General features: G+C 67.3%; 18 protein-coding genes. 13 read left to right on the top strand and 5 right to left on the bottom strand.

Annotation, left to right across the window (positions count from 1 at the left end):
- The first annotated feature begins 652 nt into the window (after positions 1-652).
- Positions 653-1,234 carry a tetratricopeptide repeat protein gene (locus XH93_RS29260; protein ID WP_246799325.1) on the top strand — a complete coding sequence of 194 codons (582 nt, stop codon included), beginning with the start codon at positions 653-655 and terminating at the stop codon, positions 1,232-1,234.
- A 75-nt stretch (positions 1,235-1,309) separates the two neighbouring features.
- Here the strand turns inward: XH93_RS29260 and XH93_RS29255 are convergent, their stop codons facing one another.
- The 3 genes from XH93_RS29255 to gspD all read right to left on the bottom strand — a co-directional run bounded on the left by XH93_RS29255 (position 1,310) and on the right by gspD (position 5,210).
- Entirely contained in the window at positions 1,310-2,065 is a 756-nt protein-coding gene (locus XH93_RS29255) for a hypothetical protein (RefSeq protein ID WP_194470143.1), read from the bottom strand.
- Positions 2,066-2,130: 65 nt separating this feature from the next.
- Positions 2,131-2,703, bottom strand: a complete 573-nt coding sequence (locus XH93_RS29250; protein ID WP_246799324.1) for an A24 family peptidase — start codon at positions 2,701-2,703, stop codon at positions 2,131-2,133.
- Between the two features lie 194 nt (positions 2,704-2,897).
- Positions 2,898-5,210: a type II secretion system secretin GspD gene (gene gspD / locus XH93_RS29245; protein ID WP_246799323.1), complete on the bottom strand. Its 2,313-nt coding sequence runs from the start codon at positions 5,208-5,210 to the stop codon at positions 2,898-2,900.
- A 219-nt stretch (positions 5,211-5,429) separates the two neighbouring features.
- Here gspD and XH93_RS29240 point away from each other — a divergent pair, with 219 nt between their 5' ends.
- From XH93_RS29240 to XH93_RS29195, 10 genes are all read left to right on the top strand, one after another.
- Positions 5,430-7,118 (top strand): GspE/PulE family protein, encoded by a 1,689-nt coding sequence (locus XH93_RS29240; protein WP_194470141.1) that lies wholly within the window; start codon positions 5,430-5,432, stop codon positions 7,116-7,118.
- A gap of 4 nt (positions 7,119-7,122) precedes the next feature.
- Positions 7,123-8,334, top strand: a complete 1,212-nt coding sequence (locus XH93_RS29235; RefSeq protein ID WP_194470140.1) for a type II secretion system F family protein — start codon at positions 7,123-7,125, stop codon at positions 8,332-8,334.
- Positions 8,335-8,345: 11 nt separating this feature from the next.
- Positions 8,346-8,795: a type II secretion system major pseudopilin GspG gene (gene gspG, locus XH93_RS29230; protein ID WP_139485070.1), complete on the top strand. Its 450-nt coding sequence runs from the start codon at positions 8,346-8,348 to the stop codon at positions 8,793-8,795.
- A complete protein-coding gene (locus XH93_RS29225) occupies positions 8,758-9,258 on the top strand; it encodes a prepilin-type N-terminal cleavage/methylation domain-containing protein (RefSeq protein ID WP_246799322.1) in 501 nt (166 codons plus the stop codon). Before gspG ends, XH93_RS29225 begins: the two co-directional genes overlap by 38 nt.
- Positions 9,259-9,373: 115 nt before the next feature.
- Positions 9,374-9,727 (top strand): prepilin-type cleavage/methylation domain-containing protein, encoded by a 354-nt coding sequence (locus XH93_RS29220; protein ID WP_233286805.1) that lies wholly within the window; start codon positions 9,374-9,376, stop codon positions 9,725-9,727.
- Entirely contained in the window at positions 9,724-10,434 is a 711-nt protein-coding gene (locus tag XH93_RS29215) for a prepilin-type N-terminal cleavage/methylation domain-containing protein (protein WP_194470138.1), read from the top strand. Before XH93_RS29220 ends, XH93_RS29215 begins: the two co-directional genes overlap by 4 nt.
- Positions 10,434-11,360: a general secretion pathway protein GspK gene (locus tag XH93_RS29210; RefSeq protein ID WP_194470137.1), complete on the top strand. Its 927-nt coding sequence runs from the start codon at positions 10,434-10,436 to the stop codon at positions 11,358-11,360. The genes XH93_RS29215 and XH93_RS29210 overlap by 1 nt, the downstream gene beginning before the upstream one ends.
- Complete coding sequence (locus XH93_RS29205) at positions 11,357-12,418, top strand: PilN domain-containing protein (RefSeq protein WP_194470136.1); 1,062 nt, start codon at positions 11,357-11,359, stop codon at positions 12,416-12,418. Before XH93_RS29210 ends, XH93_RS29205 begins: the two co-directional genes overlap by 4 nt.
- On the top strand, positions 12,415-12,981 hold the full coding sequence (gspM, locus tag XH93_RS29200) for a type II secretion system protein GspM (protein ID WP_194470135.1): 567 nt from the start codon (positions 12,415-12,417) through the stop codon (positions 12,979-12,981). The genes XH93_RS29205 and gspM overlap by 4 nt, the downstream gene beginning before the upstream one ends.
- A 92-nt stretch (positions 12,982-13,073) precedes the next feature.
- Complete coding sequence (locus tag XH93_RS29195) at positions 13,074-13,784, top strand: hypothetical protein (protein ID WP_246799321.1); 711 nt, start codon at positions 13,074-13,076, stop codon at positions 13,782-13,784.
- Positions 13,785-13,793: 9 nt separating this feature from the next.
- On the opposite strand, the gene rffA is transcribed toward XH93_RS29195, so the two are convergent.
- The gene (gene rffA, locus XH93_RS29190; RefSeq protein ID WP_194470134.1) at positions 13,794-14,936 is read right to left on the bottom strand and encodes a dTDP-4-amino-4,6-dideoxygalactose transaminase; all 1,143 of its coding nucleotides are present in this window, start codon (positions 14,934-14,936) and stop codon (positions 13,794-13,796) included.
- A gap of 202 nt (positions 14,937-15,138) precedes the next feature.
- On the bottom strand, positions 15,139-16,191 hold the full coding sequence (locus XH93_RS29185) for an acyltransferase (RefSeq protein ID WP_194470133.1): 1,053 nt from the start codon (positions 16,189-16,191) through the stop codon (positions 15,139-15,141).
- 312 nt (positions 16,192-16,503) lie between these two features.
- On the opposite strand from XH93_RS29185, the gene XH93_RS29180 reads away from it, so the two are divergent.
- Together XH93_RS29180 and asnB are read left to right on the top strand one after the other, a co-directional pair.
- Positions 16,504-18,057: a lipopolysaccharide biosynthesis protein gene (locus XH93_RS29180; protein ID WP_194470132.1), complete on the top strand. Its 1,554-nt coding sequence runs from the start codon at positions 16,504-16,506 to the stop codon at positions 18,055-18,057.
- Positions 18,058-18,059: 2 nt separating this feature from the next.
- Complete coding sequence (asnB, locus tag XH93_RS29175) at positions 18,060-19,898, top strand: asparagine synthase (glutamine-hydrolyzing) (protein WP_194470131.1); 1,839 nt, start codon at positions 18,060-18,062, stop codon at positions 19,896-19,898.
- Positions 19,899-19,901 lie beyond the last annotated feature (3 nt).

Below are 19,901 nucleotides of genomic sequence, written 5' to 3'. Positions count from 1 at the left end.
GCGCAGGGAATGCCGGGTGCGCGCTGCACCCGCGGTCTCGCGTGCAAGGGTAGAGAAGAGAAGCGCACACGAGCATACAGGTTCAGCGGGAGACACTCCGGCATTCCCTGCGCAATGGTTTTACGGCTTATACGTGCTCACCCCGGCGAGACTGGGCTTTGTTGTCACCGTCACTCGCGAAGACGTTGCGTCTTGTGAGGAGACACCTGCCACGAGGGCGTCAGGCCTGCACGATTTCACCGTCCGCTTCGGCACGTTCGTCTCGTGCGCCGCAGCGGCCACCGCATCTCACCGCAACACTTGTGACGACTCGCGAAGCGCCCCTCGATCGGATGAGACGGGTGCATCATAGGATAATTTTCCGTTCGTGTAAACAGAATTATTTTGAGCGCGAGGGCTTGACAGGTTTTTGGCTGACTTGCCCGTCGGGTCGGATTGCCGCACCGTCGCGCCGCCCGCGTCGTTGCAAAGCGCGTGCTGGCGTCTTCGGACAATGCCCCGCGGGCGACCGCGAGGCGACGTTGATCCGCAGGCAGGCCCGGTTCCTGTCGGCGCAGCGCGGCCATGCGCAGGTTTCCGACGCGCGCGCTCTGCTATGGATTCTCCGTTGCCGGCAGAATAGGGTGCTGCGCTGACGGCAAGGCAGGGCGGCATGATGAAGCTGACAGACATCGATCCGAAACTGGATGACACCGTATCCGATACAGTCGCGCGACGCCGTCTGCGACCGCGGCTGCGCCGTCTTGCCGCTGTCATCGGTCTTGCCATTGTCATATTGGCGCTGCCGATCGCGACGCCGTCATCCGCGCAGTCGCTGCGCCAAGGCATCGCGGCGGTCAACCGTCAGGACTATCAGCGGGCGTCGCGGATTTTCATTCCGCTGGCCGAGCGCGGTAACGCGGCCGCGCAGGCCTATCTCGGCTTCCTGTTCGAGACCGGCCGCGGCGTGCCGCAAAACCATACCGAAGCCGCGATGTGGTATCGCCGCGCCGCCGAGCAGGGCGACAGCCTGGCGCAATATTCGCTCGGCCTGCTCTATGACCGCGGGCAGGGCGTGCCGCGCGATATCGTCGAGGCCAGCAAGTGGCTCAATCTCTCGGTGGCCGCCGCGCCGCCGCGGACGCGCGACGCCCGCCAGCGCATCCGCGATGCCGTCACCAGCAAGATGTCGCGCGGCGAGATCGCCGAGGCCCGGCTGCGCGCGCTGGAATGGGCGCCGGTGCGGGAGCATTGAGGCGCGGCACTTTCGCTGACGCGGCCGAAGCAAAAGTCCGCGGCCAGACGTCATGCCGAAGCGCGGAAGGTCCGATCAGAAGCCCACGTGTTCGTCTATGTAGAAGGTATTTAGGATGGAGATCCGATTTCGATCGGTCTCGATCGGCGGGCGGCCGTGCCAGCTCATGTTCTTGAGCGAGTGATATGCCTTCAGGACCACAAAGGCATACCCGAGGTTGGGCAGGAACGGAATGGTCTTCACCGGCTCCAGGCAGTATGAACCGACGTGCAACAGGCCCTTGAGCGAAGCCTTGTACAGTGTGGTGCCGAGGCTTTCCTGACTGGCATCCGGCGGACAATAGAGCTGCATTGTCACGACTTTTTTCCGCGTGTCGGGATGCGGTTTGATGCGGTAGCCATTGCGGTCGCTGTAGAGCACGGGCTTTGCCACCAGTTTCAATGAGCGGGCGTCCGCGACCTTGTCGCCCCGGGCGCGAATCTCGAGCCCGTCGTGAAGCCGCTTCCTGATCGCGTCTTCGATTGCCTTCGAGGTGAGCATCACCGATGCAGCTTCCCAAATGGGGCGAACCGGCTCCTCAACGTGCTTGATATGATCCCCATAGAGCCTGAGCGCCATGCGGGTGCCCGTGCCGGTGATCGGATCGTACCCCTTGGTGGGAACGCTTCTGATGAGGTCCTGATAAAAGCTTTCCGGGAAGAAGTTCCGGAAAACAATGTGGGGGAACGGGGCAGGCGAGTAATCGGACGACTCGATGCAGGCAACGGCGTGAGCGATCAGGTCGTCGACCAAACCGGATTGGCGGACCGCACATTCCACAATGCCAGTCATCCTTGGCCTCGCGGTCGGATCGATGCTGTCGATCCTATGAGGGATGCTCCGGTCTTGCAATCCGGTCAGTATGCACTCTGGTTCAGCAGCGCCTCGGCCAGCCAGCCGAACCAGATCGCCGGCGCCAGGAACAGGCCGAACGGCAGGTACGCGGTCGCTCGCAGTTTTCGCCGCCGCAGGGCGCCATGGGCGATATAGGCGGCGAGTGCCGCCAAGGTCGCAGCTTCGATGACGGCGAGCACCGTGACCAGGCTGAGCCAGGCCCCGGCCACCGCAGCCAGCTTGATGTCGCCGAGCCCGAGGCCGTCGCGGCCGCGCCAGGCGCGGTAGCCGGCCATCAGTGCGAGGAAGGGCAGCGCCACCGCGATCCCCCGTGCGGCCGCAACCAGCGCGGCGTACCAGCCGGCGTCCGGGGCCATGGCCGCGGCGCGGAGCAGCGCCAGCGCCGCCGCGGCGCCCACAAGTTCGTTGGGGATGATGTAGCGCTGCGCGTCGGTCGTGGCGATCGCCAGCATCAGTGTGCCCAGCAGCGCGCCCAGCACCCCGTCGAGGCCAGGGGCAGCCATCAGGCTCGCCGCGACCACCGCGAGGAGGAGGATGGTAAGGGAGAGCTGGCGGAGTTGATCGTCTGTCTTCACAAGATCACGGGTGGTGGTTGGGCTCCCTCTCCCGCCCTGCGGGGGAGGGTGGGGTGGGGGCTCTCTCCACGGGTCATATCGTGGAGAGAGCCCCACCCGGCGCTACGCGCCGACCTAAGAGCGAGCTTCGCTCGTCTCGACCCCCGCAAGCGGGAGAGGTGCAGCGAGCCTGCTGCCAGGACTTTACCCCCGCGCTAGCGCAGAGGCGTTCCGGGCGGGGTCGTTACGACGACGGGATTGCTGGTCCCGACCAGGCGGCTGTTCATCTTGCTGCGCATCTGCTCGGCGATCACATGGGCGTCGACGTTGTCCCTGATCAGCGTCGGGCGGATGAACAGGATCAGCTCGGTCCGCTTGCGGTTGTTGGTCTGGTGCGCGAAGGCGTCGCCGACGCCGGGGATCTGGTCGAGCACCGGAATGCCCTGCCGCCCCTTGGTCTCGGTCTCGCTGATCAGGCCGGCGAGCAGCACGGTCTGGCCGGACGTGACCGCGATCGAGCTCTTGACGCGGCGCTGCGAGATGGTCGGCGTCAGGCCGTTGGCGCCGGCGCTGGCGACGCTGGAGATCTCCTGCTCGATATCGAGCACGATGTTGCCATTGGCATTGGCGCGGGGCAGCACGCGCAGGATGATGCCGGTGTTCTTGTAGTCGATGGTGTTGACCACCGTGTTGTTGGCGGTGAGCACCGTCGCGGTGCCGGTCGAAAACGGCACCTGGTCGCCGACCTGCAGGGTCGCCGCCTGGTTGTCGAGCACCACCAGCGAGGGATTGGATAGCACCTTGACGTCGGTGATGCCGTGCAGCGCGTCGAGGATGACGCGCGGCGAGTTCTCGGCGCCGACCAGGAGATTGAAGCCGGGCAGCACGCGTCCCATCAGGGCGCCCGCCGCGGCGTTGACCGCGTTGTTGGGCGGCTCGACCGCATTGGTCGAGGTGCTCGATCCGTTCGAGAGCGTGTTGACCATCGAGCCTTGCTTGCTCGCGAGGAAGAACTGCACGCCGTAGTTCAAATCGTTGTTCAGCGTGACTTCGGCGATCGTCGCTTCGATCGCGACCTGGCGCTGCGGCCGGTCGATCTGGCGGATGGTCTGCTCGACGATGCGCTGCGACTCCGCATTGGCATAGACCAGCACCGCATTGTTGGTGACGTCGGCGGTGATGCGCACGTTGGGCAGGAAGCTCGGGCCGCCGGGCTTGCCGCCCGGGCCGGCGGCGTTGCTGGGCGTCTGATCGGCGGCGGGTGCGGTGGCAGGGCGCGCACTCAGCGAGCCGCCGCCCACGCCGGTGACCGGCGTCGATGCGCCGGCGCCCGCGGTCGGCAGCGCGCTGAGCGAGGCGACCGGGTTGCTGAAGGGGGACGATGAGGATGAGGTCGGCGATGAGGACGACAGCGACACCCCCGAGCCCGGCGCGATCTGGTTGGGGCCGTTGTCGAGCAGATTGGACGAGCCGGTGCCGGGCGCCACCAGCATCTCGTTGAGCATCGCCACCACCACGCGCGAATTGCCGTAGCGCAGCGGATAGGATTTCAGATTGACCGCCTCAGTATCGGAGCGGTCGAGCCGCGCGATCCAGGTGCCGGCGCGCTTCAGATATTCCGGCTTCTGGCTGACCACGAGGATGGCGTTGAGGCGGTTGATCGCCTGCAGCTTGACGACGTTGCTGCTGAGGCCGCCGTCGCCGGTATCCATGATCTTCTCGAGCTCGGCGATCAGCGGCTCGGGCGAGGAGTTGCGCACCGGGAAGATGCCGACCGACTGTCCGCGCATCCAGTCGGCGTCGAAGCTCATGATGGTGTCGACCGCCGCGGCGCGCTCCGAGCCGCTGCCGGTGACGATCAGGGTGTTGCGGCCGTTGTCCGGCCGCAAGGTGGTGGCCTTGACGCCGAAACCATCGAGCAGCTTGAACATGGTCTGCGCCGAGGTGTAGCGCAGCGGCACCACGCTGATGCCCTGGCCCGCCTCGATGCCGGCACGGTCGATGCTGCCGGGACCGGCTTCGGCCGCGGGCAGCAGGCGGTAGCTGCCGCCGCGGTCGCGCACCAGCGCGACGCCGGACATTTTGAGCGCGTTCTCCAGAACGTAGATCGCGTCCTGCTTTGGCACAGGTCGCACCGAGGCCAGCGTGACGGTGCCCTGCACCCGCGGGTCGATGGTGTAGCCGACCTGCAAAACGTCGCCCAGAATGACCTTTGCCACGGTCGCAACCGGCGCATTTTCAAAGTTGAGGTCGTAGCCGTTGCCGCCGCCGTCGCGCTCGGCGAGCGCTCCGCCCGCGGGCGTGCCGTCGCTGAGATAGATCGCCGGACGCGAGGCGTTCTGCTGGCGCAACCCGCCAGTTTGCGTATCCGTAGTCTGACGGGGCAAGAGGTCGATCGAATTCACTTTCTCGACGATATCCTGCGCGCGAGGATCCTTCGGATTGGTCTCGATCGATTGGTCGGCGGTGACGATGCAGGCGGTCAGCGCGAACGCGGACAAAAATAGAACGAGCGGTCCAGCCAACACTGAACGCAGGCGCGAAAGCGGATGCTCCACTTTGAACAAAAGACGCCTACCAACTACTACTGTTGAAACTGGAATTACGTCCGAGCCACCTCGGCTCGAACGCTGGTAAATTTGCAATCACAATTATGTTTTTGATGCTAAAAGAGTCAAGCGCCAAGGGCTGGGTTGTGCACGTGCAAGCTGTTGTATTCGGGTAACATTGTGAACGGTAGGACTTCGATGCGCGACCTGTCCGCAGAGACCTTCCGGCAGCATCTCCTCGAGAAATACGCTCTGCCACGACGCGTGCATGCTCGCACCGAACCTGCCGCCAATTCGACCCTGACCCGTCCGCTGCGCGAATTGTGGGAGGCGAGCGATCTGTCCGCCGCCGAGTTCGCCGACGAGGTCTCGGACTATTTCGGCGTGGTGCGGCTCGGCCTGCCGCAGCTGCTGGCGGCGACGCCATGCCTCGACGGCTTCTCGCGGCGCTTCCTGCGCGAGTCCACCGTGTTTCCGTGCCGCGCCCCGAACGGCGGCTATCGCATCGCGGTCGCCGATCCCTCGGACACCGCGGCTATACGCGCCGCCGAGATCGTGTTCGGCGACATGGTCGAGGTCGCGGTTGCCTCCTATGAGGACATCACGACCGTGCTCGACCAGCGCATCGACGCCGATGGCGCCGGCGCCGAGGACGCGCTCAGGGCCGCGAGTCAGCAATCCGACGACGACATCGAGAGCCTGCGCGATCTCGCCAGCGGCGCGCCGGTGGTGCGGGCGCTCAACGATCTGCTCGAGCGCGCGGTCGAGCTGCGCGCCAGCGACATCCACATCGAACCGTTCCGCACCGGCCTCGTGGTCCGCCTGCGCGTCGACGGGCTGCTGCGCGCGATCCCCTCGCCATTGGGCGTGCCGCCGCAGGCGCTGATCTCGCGCGTGAAGATTCTGGCCGGCCTCAACATCGCGGAGCGGCGGCTGCCGCAGGACGGCGCCGCGCGCGTTCGCGTCAGCCGCGCCGAGCTCGACGTCCGCGTCGCGACGATGCCGACCCAGGCCGGCGAGAGCGCCGTGATCCGCCTGCTGCCGCGCGACCGCGGGCTTCTTGAAATGAGCAAGCTCGGGCTTGCCGCGCGCGACGAGCGGATCATGTCGCGGCTGCTGACGCTGCCGCACGGCATGATCGTGGTGACCGGGCCGACCGGCAGCGGCAAGACCACGACGCTGGCGACGATGCTCTCGATCCTCAACGAGCCGACCCGCAAGATCCTGACCATCGAGGACCCGGTCGAATACGAGATCCCCGGCATCAACCAGTCGCAGGTCAAGCCGTCGATCGGGCTGACCTTTGCGTCCGCGATGCGCTCCTTCGTCCGCCAGGACCCCGACGTGATCATGGTCGGCGAAATCCGCGACGCCGAGACCGCGCATATCGCGATCCACGCCGCGCTGACCGGCCATCTGGTCCTGACCACGCTGCACACCGAGACCGCGGCCGCCGCGGTGCCGCGGCTGATCGATCTCGGCGTCGAGAGTTTTCTGCTGCGCTCGACGCTGCGCGCGGTGGTGGCGCAGCGGCTGGTGCGCGTGCTGTGCGACCGCTGCAAGATGCCGCACACGTTGTCCGCCACCGACGTCGCCAACGATCCGCGCTTTGGCATGATCGGTTTTGCCGCCGGCGAGGTGGTGCACGAGGCCGGCGGCTGCGAGCGCTGCGGCGGCACCGGCTATCGCGGCCGCAACGGCGTGTTCGAGATCCTCGAAATGAGCGAGGGCGTGCGCAAGCTGGTCGGGCCGCAGACCGACTCGCATTCGATCGATCAGGCGGCGATGACCGGCGGCATGACCACGATGCTGGCCGACGCCGTCGCCAAGTGCCGGGCCGGTGTCACCACCGTGCCCGAGGTATTCCGCGTCACGACAGTGCGGTGATGGCATGCCGAATTACCGCTACCGCGCGATGAATTCCGAAGGCGAGCTGGTCTCGGGCGCAATCGCCGCGCCCGCGCCCGGCGACGTCGCGGCGCGGATCGAGCGGCTCGGCCTCGTGCTGGTCGACAGTGTCACGCTGGAGCAGGGCGGCGAGGGGCGCCGCGCCTTCAGCCTGTTCAACACGCCGAAGCCCGAGGACGTCACGATCTTCACCCGCGACCTCGCGCTGCTGCTGCGCGCCGGCGCGCGGATCAATGACGGGCTCGAGCTGCTCGCCGCCGACCGCGATTTCGGCCGGCTGCGGCCGGTGGTCGCCGACATTCGCGCCCGCGTGGTGGCCGGCGAGAGCTTTGCCGAGGCGCTGGCGCGGCACCAGGGCCTGTTTCCGCCGATGTATGTCGCGCTGATCCGGGTCGGCGAGGCCTCCGGCTCGCTCGACCAGGTGCTCGAGGTGCTGGCCGACGAGCGCACCCGCACCGAGGCGCTGAAGCGCCGGCTCGGCGATGCCGTGCGCTATCCGCTGTTCGTGCTCGGCGCGGCGAGCTGCGTGCTGCTGTTCTTCCTCACATTCGTGCTGCCGCAGTTCGCCAGCATCTTGCAGGATTTCGGCGCCAAGGTGGATCCGTTCATCCTCGGCTTCCTCAACCTCTCGACCTTCCTGCGCGCCAACTCCGACACCGTGCTGGCGATCCTCGTCGTGGTGCTGCTGAGCGCCTGGATGCTGCTCAGGCAGGAGCGGGTGCGCCGCGGCTTGATGACCGCGCTGACGCGGCTGCCGGCGATCCGCGAGGTGATGAAATATTATCGCACCGCGCTGTTCTGCCGGAACCTCGGCCTGTTGCTTGGCAGCGGCGTCAATTTGACGACGACGCTGCGCATCCTGGTCGACATGATGGCCTCGATCGGCTCGTCGGCGGTGTGGACCGACGCCACCGACCGGGTCCGGCATGGCGCAAAATTGTCGGACGCGCTGGCCGCCACCGAGGCATTGCCGGCGATGGCGGTGCGCATGCTGCGGCTCGGCGACGAGACCGGCCAGTTGCCGATGCTGGCCGGCCGGGTCGCGGAGTTCTACGAGGCCAAGCTGCAGCGCACGCTGGATCGCGTGGTCGGTATTGCCGGTCCGGCCGCGATCATCGTGATCAGCGTCGTGGTCGGAGGCTTGATTGTGTCTGTCATGACTGCGCTGATGTCGGTCAGCCAGATCGTTAATTGAGGTTGTTCAAGATGAAGATGTTTCAGAGCAGGCCGGCGCGCCGCCGGCGCAGATCCGAAGCGGGCTTCACGCTGGTCGAGATGCTCGTGGTCATCACCATCATCGGCCTGATCATGGCGCTGGTCGGGCCGCGGGTGCTGAACTATCTCGGCGAGTCCAAGTCCAAGGCGGCGAAGATCCAGATCGAGAGCTTCTCCAGCGCGCTCGACCTCTATTATCTCGACCTCGGCCGCTATCCGAGCAGCAATGAGGGGCTGGCCGCGCTGACCCGCAGCAACAATGCGCCGGGCTGGAACGGCCCGTATCTGCGCGGCGGCGTCGTGCCCAACGATCCCTGGGGCCACGGCTACATCTACCGCGCGCCCGGCCAGCGCGCGCCCTATGACATCATCTCGCTCGGATCGGACGGCCAGGAAGGCGGCAGTGGCACGGCAGCTGACATCACCAGCGCCGCGCGCTGAGGCCGCGCAGGGCGAGGCGGGTTTCGCGCTGATCGAGATCCTCTGCGTGCTGGCGATCACCGGCATGTTGGCCGCGATCATCCTGCCGTCGATTCCGCGCGCCACCACGCGGGCGCGGCTGGAGAGCTATGCGGTCGAGACCGCGGCGCTGCTCAAGGCCGACCGCAGCGCCGCGCTGCGCCGGCAGGTTCAGATCACGACGCTGGTCGATGCCGAGGCGCGGGCGATCCGCTCCGGCGCCACCGGTCGCATCGTGCGGCTGCCGAGCGACGTCACCGTCGGCGCGACCTTGGCGACGCGCTGCGCCGACCGCAGCGCCGGCCGCTCGATCGATTTCTTTCCGACCGGCATGTCCTGCGGCGGCGCCATCGCGCTGGCGCGGCCCGGCATGACGTACGAGGTCCGCGTCAACTGGCTGACCGGAGGTGTGGACATTGTCGCGCAGAAGCAAAAGCTGCTCTGAGCGAGCCCGTTCGGTTCTGGTGACATCAGAACCGGGCTCGATTGGTTTTTTTGGACGCGTTTTCTTCGCGCGAACCGGTGCCCACTTCGCTCGAAAACGCTCTCGAGGCTTCACGCTGATCGAGGCGCTGGTGGCGCTGGCGATCATCGCGGCCGTGCTGGGCGCGATCGGCTCGGTGATCGGCACCACGGTGCGCGGCACCCGCGCGATCGACCAGAAGCTGGCGTTGAGCGGCGCCGCCGAGAGCGTGCTCGCCGCGCTGCCGCCGCGCAATGCGCTGAAGGTCGGACGGCAGAACGGCACGCTCGCCGGCCATCGCTGGCGCATCGACGTCGCGCCGATCAATGCCGCGCCCGACACGCCGCCGAGCCGGTTCGTGCCGCTGGCGGTCAACATGCGGATGCAGGGGCCGGGCGGGGCGCAGATCCAGGTCACCACCGTCCGCCTGGTGCCGAAGGTGGCCGAATGAGACGGCAGCGGACACAGCGTAACTCCTGGCGCGACGAGGCCGGCTTCACGCTGCTCGAAGTGCTGCTGGCGACGCTGCTGATGACGGTGATCCTGGCCGGGCTCGCCACTGTCACTGCGCAATGGCTGCCGAACTGGAACCGCGGCATGGCCCATGTGCAGCGCGCCGAGCGGCTGGCGATCGGGCTGGAGCGTGCGCTCGCCGATCTTGCGGTCGCCGAGATGGTGCCGATCAGCGGCGACGCCAAGCGGCCGCTGTTCGAGGGCGGCGAGCTTTCCGTCACCTTCGTGCGCACCGCGGTCGGGCCCAGCAGCCGTCCCGGCCTCGAGATCATCCGCCTGATCGAGAAAGCCGACGCCGACGGGCTCGCGCTGGTGCGCGAGCGCGCGCCGTTCCGCCCGATGCCATCGGATGCGCAGATCCGCTTCGCCGATCAGGTGGTGCTGGTCCGCGCGCCGTACCGCGTCAGCTTCGCCTATGCCGGGCTGGACCAGGTCTGGCAGCCGACCTGGAGTGGCCAGACCCAGCTGCCGAACATGGTCCGCGTCTCCGTGCGCGACGCCACCACGGGACAGGTGCTGGCGGTTTCCAGCGCCGCGATCGTGCATGTCAACGCGCCAGCGGATTGCGCCCGCGCCAAGAACGCCGTGACCTGCCTCGCCGGGCGCAGCAATCCCGCCGCGGACAAGAAGGAGGAGCAGCTGTGATGGAAGCTGCTCACGATACGGCGCGACCGCCGCGCGCGCAGCGCGGCTTCATCGTGATCGCGGTGCTGTGGATCCTCGCTTCGCTGGCGGCGCTGGTGCTGATCTATCTGACCTATGTCACCAACACCGCTGTGATCGTCGCCAGCAGCACCGACCGGGTCCAGGCCGAAGCGATGGTCACCGCCGGCCTCGAGCTGACGGCGCTGCGGCTCTCCGGCGCCAACGAGAACGAGCGGCCGACCAGCGGAACCTTCAACGCCCGGGTCGGTCCCGGCCGGGTGTTCGTGACCTTCCGCTCCGAGGCCGCACGGGTCGATCTCAACGGCGCGCCGAAGGGCCTGCTCGCCGGCCTGATGATCGGGCTCGGCGTCGGCGCCGACAATGCCGCTTCCTATGCCGACCGTATCCTGGCCTGGCGGGCGCCGACCGAGCTCGGCGAGAACGACCCCGAGACCGCATTCTACAAGGCCGCCGGCCTTGCCTATGCGCCGCGCCACGCGCCGTTCCCCGTGCCGGAGGAGCTGTGGCTGGTCAACGGCATCCCCGCAACCGTGATCGAGCGGATGCTGCCCTTCGTCACCGTGTTCAGCAATCTGGCGCAGGTCAATGTGCGCGACGCCGCGCCGCAGGTGCTGGCGGCGCTGCCGAACATGACGCCGGAGACGCTGCAATCGGTGCTGGCGCAGCGCGCCGATCCCACGGTCGATCCGCGCGTCCTGATCGGCATGACCGGCGGCGAGGGCACCACGCTCGCCGCGTCGAAGGCCTATCGCATCTCCGTCGAGGCCGAGCTCGGCGACGGCCGGCGGCGCGGCAGCGAGGTGGTGATCCTGCTTCTCGAAAGCGGCGATGAGCCCTATCGTGTATTGTCGTGGCGCAACAATTCCGACGGCAGCACGGCGCCGCAAAGGACCTCTTCGAGATGAGCCTGGTTTCGAGCTTCGGTGCGATCCTGAGCGCCTGGACCGGAAGCGTCGCGGGCGCCATCATCGGGTGCATCAACCGCATCGTCTCGCCGCGGGTGGTCCGCCTGGTCGAGGCCGACGACGGCGGCTTTGCCGTCGAGACCACCGCCAAGGCCGACAACCTGCCGTCGCGCGTCGCGTTCGCCGACGGTGCGCTGGAAGCGCCCAATCTCGGTCCGCTGTTCCGCGGCAAGCGGGTCGAGATCGTGCTGCAGCCGAAGCGCTTCCTGTTCCGGCCGCTGGAGCTGCCGGCGCGCGCGGCTGACTTCGTCGACGGCATCGTGCGCGCGCAGATCGATCGGCTGACGCCGTGGACCGCGGCCGAGGCCGTGTTCGGCTGCACCGCGCCGGTGGCCGGCAACGGCGACACCATCAGCACCATGATCGCCGCGACCACCCGCAAGGTGGCGACCGGCTACACCCAGGCGGTCGCCGTCTTCCATCCGTCGGCGGTTGCGGTCTGCACCGACGTCGAGGGCCGTGCCGACCGTGTCAAGGTATTCGAGCAGAGCGCGCGCGGCCATCTCGACGCGGTGCGGCTCGGCCGTGCGCTGCAGCTGGTGCTCGGCGCCGCCGCCGTGATCGCGGTGCTCTCGACCGCCGTCTCCACCTATGTCGGCAGCAGCCTCGGCGCGCAGGAGGAGGAAGTGGCGCGGCAGATCTCGGCACGGCGCGCCGCGATCCGTGCCGGTGGCGAGGGCGGCGACCGCTCGCCGCTCGCCGCGCTGGAGCGGCGCAAATACGAGACGCCGGCGAGCGTGATCGTGCTGGAAATGCTGAGCCGGGTGCTGCCCGACCACACTTACGTCACCGAGCTGCATCTCGCCGGCAACAAGCTGCAGATCTCCGGCATCACCAGCGACGCGCCGTCGCTGATCCCGCTGATCGAGCAGTCGCGGCACTTCACCCGCGCCACCTTCTACGCGCCGACCACCCGCGCGCCGTCCGATCCCGGCGAGCGCTTCCATATCGAGACGCGGGTCGAGCCGAAGAGCACGCTCAGCGCGGGGACGCCATGAGCGCGGCGGGCAACATCATCACGCGCGCGCTGGCGCAGTCGCCGCTGATCGCGGTGGTGCTCTATCTCGCGGTGCTCGGCGGACTGGTCGCCGCAAGCGGGCTCGCGATCGCCGGCATCCTCGATCACCAGCGCGCGCTGGCGCAGACCTCCGACCTGCTCGAACAGTTGCGTGGACGCAAGCCGCGCAACCCGGCTGCGCTGTCGGCGGAGCATCCGGGCACGCCGTTCCTGGAGGGGCCGACGGTGACGGTCGCGGGCGCGGCGCTGCTGCAGCGGGTGGCCAGCGCGGTCGGCAATGTCGGCGGCACCGTGCAGTCCTCGCAGGTCGACGTGCTCGGCACCCAGGCCAAGGACGGCTTCGTCGGTCTCGTCGTCAGCTGCGAGATGGAGCAGCCGGCGCTGCAAAAGGTGCTGTACGACCTCGAGGTCGGCATGCCCTTCCTGTTCGTCGATCAGCTCGACGTCCAGGTGCCGCAGCTGACCGCGACCGGCGAGGCCGGCGGCTCGAGCCGCATCCGCGTCGTGCTCGGCGTCTCCGGCCAGTGGCAGGGCGGCAAGTAGTGTCGTTGCGGTTGCTGGAATGGGGCCCGCCGGATAGGCTGCGACCGATTGATTGCGGCGCGGCCGCATGCACGGCAGGTATCTGAATCAGAATGGTCAAGCGGCCAAAATTGTCGGTCCTGGTGTTGCTCGGTGCGACGATGTCGGTCGGCGTTGGCCCGCAGCTATGGGCCGCGACGACGTCGACGATCGACGTGCTGCCCGTCGAACGCGATGGTTCCGATTCCGTCGACGTCGGTGGCCTGAAGCCGCTGGCGGAACCGGTTCGGGAACCGGCCAAGCCGCTGCCGAGCGGCAATCCGCTGTGGTCGGTGCCGCTGTCGGCGCTGACCGCGACCGTCGGCCGGCCGCTCTTCTCGGCCTCGCGGCGGCCGCCGCAGGGTGCGGTGGCCGGACCGCCGGTCGAACCCGTCGCCGCGCCGGCGCCGGTCGCCGCCGAGCCCGAGCGTCCGGCGCTGGCGTTGATCGGGGCTGTGGTCGGTGACAACGACGCCATCGCGGTGTTCCTCGACCGCACGACGCAGAAGACCATTCGCCTGCGCCAGGGCGATACCCATGCCGGATGGCAGCTCAGCGCCGTGCAGGGCCGCGAGGTCACCTTCGAGAGAGCCGGCCGCAGCGAGGTTCTGGCGTTGCAACGCCCGGAGGGGGCAGGGATGGCGCCGTTAGGTGGCCCGCCGCTGCCACCCGTGGCCGGCTTGGCGGTGCCGCAGCCGCAGCTGGTGCCCGGCGCGCTCGACGGCTCCTACGCGCCGTTCACGCCGCGCTCGACGCCGAAGAACGGCGAGTCGGACGGGCTGTAACGCAGGCGTTTACGCGGCGAGGATCGTGCCAAGCAACTCGCAGACGCGCTGCTGCTGGCTTTCGCTGAGCCCGACCCACATCGGCAATCTGATCAGGCGTTCGGACAGCCGTGTCGTCAGCGGCAGCTCGCCGTCGGCGCGTCCGAAGCGCAGGCCGGCCGGCGACGAATGCAGCGGCACGTAGTGGAAGACGGAAGCGACGCCATTGTCCTTCAGTTTCCGCAGCACCGCCTGGCGATCGATGCCGTCCGCCAGCAGCACGTAATAGAGATGGCCGTTGTGGCTGCAGTCCGCAGGCACGATCGGCCGGCGCAGCAGGCCGCGGCTCTCCAGCGCCTCGAGCCCGGCATGATAGCGTTGCCACAGCGCGCGCCGTTCGCGGGTGATACGCTCGACCTGTTCGAGCTGCGCCCACAGGAACGCGGCGATGATCTCGCTCGGCAAATAGGATGAGCCGACATCCTGCCAGGTGTATTTGTCGATCTCGCCGCGGTAGAAGCGGGCGCGGTCGGTGCCCTTCTCGCGGATGATTTCGGCGCGCTGCGCCAGCGCGCCGTCATTGACCAGCAGCGCGCCGCCTTCGCCCGAGATCACGTTCTTGGTTTCGTGGAAGCTGAAGCTGCCGAGATCGCCGATCGCGCCGAGCGCGCGGCCCTTGTAGTCGGCGCCGACCCCCTGGGCCGCGTCCTCGACGACCGCGAGCCCGTGGCGTCGCGCGATCGTCATGATCGTGTCCATCTCGCAGCCGACGCCGGCATAATGCACCGGCGCGATCGCGCGGGTGCGCGGCGTGACCGCGGCCTCGATCAACCGTTCGTCGAGGTTGAGCGTATCCTCGCGAATGTCGACGAATACCGGCACGCCGCCTCGCAGCACGAACGCATTCGCGGTCGAGACGAAGGTGAACGACGGCATGATGATCTCGTCGCCGGGCGCGATGTCGAGCAGCAGCGCCGACATGTCGAGTGCGGACGAGCAGGAATGGGTCAGCAGTGCCTTGGCGCAGCCGGTCTGCTGCTCGATCCAACGATGGCAACGCGCCGTGAAACTGCCGTCGCCGGACAGATGCAAGGCGCGCTGCACCTCGGCGATGTGGTCAAGCTCGTTCCCGGTGACGTGGGGCCGGTTGAACGGAATCGGATCGATGGCCACGGTGCTGCTTTCAGGCCTTTGAGATGGCGGCGGAATCGCCTCGAGGATGACGTCAGATAGGCGGTTTCCGGGCGCAGAATCAACGGCCAATTGGCGCCCGCAGGAGAGGACGCCGGTAACCCTCGACGATCGCCGCGCGGACCGGCTGCGCAGAATACGTTTCCCATCGACTGGTTCCCGGGCTCGCCGTGTTCGCGGGTCGCTAGGCGACTGCGGGCCGCCAACGAGATACAGCGCGTCCCATCTTGATGGATGGAACCTCGACGAGCCGATGCATTAGAACAGCAACCAAGACGCTCACGATCAAGCACAGCGCTGCGATCAACACTGGATTGAACCCGTCGAGCGCTCTGAAAAGCACCCCGATGACGATGAAGTGCCATAGGTAGAGTGAATAAGAAATCCGACCCAAGAAGAGCAGCGGCCGAACCGAGAGGACTGCTTGCAGCAGTGGGTCCGAAACCGTGGCGGCAATGAAGAGTGCCGCCATGACTCCCATCCTCAGATAGTTCTCATAGCCGGACATCTGCGGTTTGACGCTGACCCAATAGAATACGGTCGCGAAGATCGCGTAACGCAGTACTGCCCAGCGGCCGAGGAAATCAGTAATGGCGGTTTGGTATCGCGCGATAGCCGCGCCGGCCAGGAAAAATGATCCGTAAAACGTCGTCGAGAGTATCCAGTCAAATTGGCTCTGCTGCCAAAACGAGGTTTCGGCCACCATGACCGTGAGGCCGAGGACGACGACCGAGACGAGCTTCGGAGCATTCAAGAACGCCACGACGACCAGCGGGAAAACGATTGAGACCCGCCACTCGTAGACCAAGCTCCAAAGTGGCGGCAACAGGAGGTTCAGGGGGTTGCTCAGGGTCAGATGGACCAGAAACTGGTCGAACGTGATGCCTGGGGGCCAACTCACTTCCCTGAACCAGGGAGTCAGATGTTGGATCGCGGCGGGGGCCAGATGCAGGTAGATTGCATACGATGCCAATACAGCAATGATGCAAGGCGGGAATAATCGCAGGAATCGGCGTGCAACGAACACCAGATAGCTGGGCCGCTCTGTCTGCAATTGATAGAAAAGCACGAAGCCGCTAAGGACGAAGAATAGGTCCACGGCGAAATCCGGTGCGCGGAGAACCCCCACGTACTTGATTTCGAACCCCAAGGCATCATCGACCAGCGCGAGATGAGCAATGGCGACCAGCAGCGCCGCTACACCTCTGATCGAGTCCAAATAGCCAAGTCGTTTCAAAGTGCCATTCCCCTGCGCGCCCTAGTACCACCACCGCCCCCAATCGGGCAACAGCCGCCTATTCGTACGTGACCTAAGCCAGGAGCCGCTCGACCGACCTCGACAATCGCCGCGCCGGCTGCTAGCCCGTTCCGCCTCAAAAGGGGTTTTGCCTTGATTGAAGAGGCACTTGACGTGTACCCGGGCGGTCGCCGCAGAGGACCGTTCCAAGCGGAACGCCGCTTTGGATTGTTGTTTTGACGCGTTTTCCTTACGTGAACCGGTGGCCACTTCGGTGGAAAACACCCTGAAGCTGGCATGGTTGAGAAGAGGATGGCGTTGAAAAAGGGTCCGTCCGATCTGCTCGGTAACTCGGCATGGAATGCGATCGCCTTTGCGGTCGCAGTGCTGCCCAACCTCGCGATCCTGCCGTTCGTGATCTTCCGCCTCGGGCTGCCCGCGTTCGGCGTCGCGGGCCTCGTCACCGCCTGCGTTGCGCCGGCGCTGATGTTCAGCAGCGCGCTGGGGCTCTCGACCGCGCGCGAGCTCGCGCAGCGGCTGGCGCCCGCCGATCGCGACGAGGCGCGGCGGTTCTTCGCGACCGCGCTGCTGCTCGCCATCGCCGTCGGCGGCCTGATCGCGGCGCTGCTCGGCTTCGCCGCCGCACCGCTGGCACGGCTTGGATTTCATCTCGGCGGACCTGCCGCCGTCGACCTGGAGCTGGCCTTTGCGCTGGCCAGCGCGGGCTGGCTGTCGCAGTGCGTGTTCGCGGTGTTCCTGGCGTTGTTCACGGCGCGGCAGGATTATCGGCGGATCGCCGCGATCAGCATCGCCGGCACGCTGGTGGCGGCGCTGGCGACGCTGCTGCTGATCCCGCTTTCGCCGCGCGCCTCGACCTTCCTCGGCTGCCAGGCGCTGGGCTTTGTCACCAATCTCGTGATGGCCGTGTACTGGTCGCGGCGCACGATCGGCGAGTGGCTGGCGCCGCCTGCGCTCGATCGCGCCGCGCTGCATGCACTGGTCAGGCTGGGCGGTTGGCAGCTCGCGGCGCAGAGCGGCGCGCTGTTTGCCGGGCAGGCCGACCGCTATCTGCTCGGCGCGTTGCTGCAGCCGCAATTCGTCGGCTTCTACAGCGTCGCGCAGCGGCTGGAGGAGGCGGTCTATATCGGCGTGCTGAAGATCGGCGAGATCCTGTTCCCGTTCTTCAGCACGCTGCAGAAGGAGGCCGACGACCGCAAGGTCGACCTGTTGCTGCGCTCGTCCTGGATCCTCAACGTGCTCGCCGCGAGCGCGCTGGGCGGCGTGATCCCGGTCGCCGGCGCGCTGCTCCATCGATGGACCGGCGCGGAGGTGGCGGCTGCCGCCGAGCTGGTGCTGGTGGTGCTGTCGATCAGCGGCATCCTCGGCTCCAGCGCCAATGTGTTTGCGTTCTATCTGCTGTCGCAGGGGCGCTCCAGCTCCAACGCGCTGATCTCGTTGCTGACCGGCGTCTTCACGCTGGCGACCAGCGCCGTCGCGCTGCCGTATTTCGGCTGGCAGGCGGCCGGCTGGAGCTCCTGCGTCGGCATGGTCGCGCAGATGCTGACCACGGTGTTCCTGCTGCGGCGGACCTTCAACCTTCCGGGCATCTGGTCGCGCGTCGCGCATTTTGTCCTGCTTCCGCTCGGCGTCGGGATCGCGGTTGCGCTGGCGCTGCGCGGCTGGCTCGGCTATGCCGCATTCGACCAGGCGCCATCATGGTGGTATGTGGTGTCGCTCTACGCGGTGTCGGCGGCGGCGATCTTCGTTGCTGCCGTCGCCGCTTCCCAACTTGGACCCTATCGCGCCGTCTGCTGGCGGGACCTCCGCGCCATCGTCGTTCGCTTCTTGCCGTTGAAGGCCGTCTAGACATGTGCGGGATCGCAGGCATCGTCAATCTTCGCGGCAATCCGGTCGAGCCGGCCGAGATCGAACGGCTGCGCGGCCTGATCGCGCATCGCGGTCCGTTCGGTGAGGGCAGCTGGTTCAATGCCCGCCGCAACCTCGCTTTCGGCCACCGCCGGCTCGCGGTGATCGATCCGACCGAGGGCGGCCGGCAACCGATGACGTCGGGCGATGGCCGTCACGTCATCGTCTATAATGGCGAGATCTACAACTTCCTCGAACTGCGCCGCGAGCTCGAGACCAAGGGCGCGACGTTCCGCAGCCAGTCCGACACCGAGGTGATCCTGGCCGCCTGGCAGGCCTGGGGCGAGGACATGCTGGCGCGCTTCAACGGCGAGTGGGCGCTGGCGATCTACGACACCACCACGGACGAATTGTTCCTGGCGCGCGATCATTTCGGCATCAAGCCGCTGCAATATGCGCTGTCGTCCGAGCGCTTCGTGTTCGCGTCCGAACAGCGCGCGCTGGCGCGCAGCGGGTTGGTCGATGCGGCCATCGACGTCGACGTGGCGCGGCGCCTGCTGCTCGATCCGTTTGGGATCGAAGGCAGCGAGCGCAGCCTGTTCCGGCAGGTGCGCCGGCTGCAGGGCGGCCACTGCATGTGGCTGCGCAACGGACGCGTCGAGGTGCGCCGCTGGTGGCGCACCGTGGACCGCCTGCCCGAGGTGCCGCGCGATGAAGCCGACCGCGTGGCGCGCTTCCGCGAACTGTTCCAGGATGCGGTTGCCTTGCGCATGCGCAGCGACGTTCCGATCGGAACCTGCCTGTCCGGCGGCTTCGATTCATCAGCGGTGATCTGCGCGATGTCCTCGCACGAGAAGGCCGGCATGGGACCGCGCGACTCGACGGCCTGGCGCCACGCCTTTGTCGCGACCTTTCCGGGCGCCAGCAACGACGAGCGGCCGGCGGCCGAAGAGGCGGCGGCCTGGGCCGAGGTCAAGCCGACGTTCCTGGAGATCGGGCGCAACGATGCGCTGTCCGATATCGACCGCATCCTCGACGACAATGACGACGTCTATATCGGGCTGCCGAGCGCGGCCTGGATGATCTATCGCGAGCTGCGCCGCCAGAACGTCACGGTGTCGCTCGATGGCCACGGCGCCGACGAGCTGATGGGCGCCTACATGCAGGAGGGCCAGTCGGCCGCATTCCGGATCCGCAACGCCGCCGCCGCGCTCACCTCGCGCGTCCCGCTCGCGCAGCGCGGCGTCGACCTGCTGCGGGCGCAGATGATCCGCCGCCAGGGCCACTATTTCCTGCGCGGCGGGCTTGCCGGCATTCCGGCGGCGCTGCCGCTGGTCGCCGAGGATGACGAATTGCCGAGCGGCTGGGGCGCGTTGAACCGGCGGCTCTACCGCATGTTCCACTCGACCACGCTGCCGACCATCCTGCGCAACTTCGACCGGCTGTCGATGGCGCATGGCATCGAGGTGCGCATGCCGTTCATGGACTGGCGGCTGGTGACCTACACGATGGCGTTGCCGGAGACCAGCAAGGCGGCCGACGGCATCACCAAGGTGGTGGCGCGGCGGGCGATGGAGAAGCTGATGCCCGAGAGCATTCGCACCGCGCGCCGCAAGGTCGGCTTCAACTCGCCGATGCCGGAATGGCTGAACGGGCCGCTTGCGGGCTGGACCGCCGAACTGCTCGACCGCAAGGTTCCGGCCTTTGCCGAGATCGTCGACGAAGCGCCGCTGCGCCAGACCGTCGGCCGCTTGACGGCACAGCAGAGTTGGGATTGGGAGAGCGTCGGCCGGATCTGGCCGTATCTGAACATGAAATGGATGCTGGCAAGGTACGCGTGAGCG

The organism is Bradyrhizobium sp. CCBAU 51753, from assembly GCF_015291565.1.
Classification (GTDB): domain Bacteria; phylum Pseudomonadota; class Alphaproteobacteria; order Rhizobiales; family Xanthobacteraceae; genus Bradyrhizobium; species Bradyrhizobium ivorense.
The sequence above is the reverse complement of the archived record's forward strand: the minus strand, read 5'-3'. Positions and strand labels throughout refer to the sequence as shown.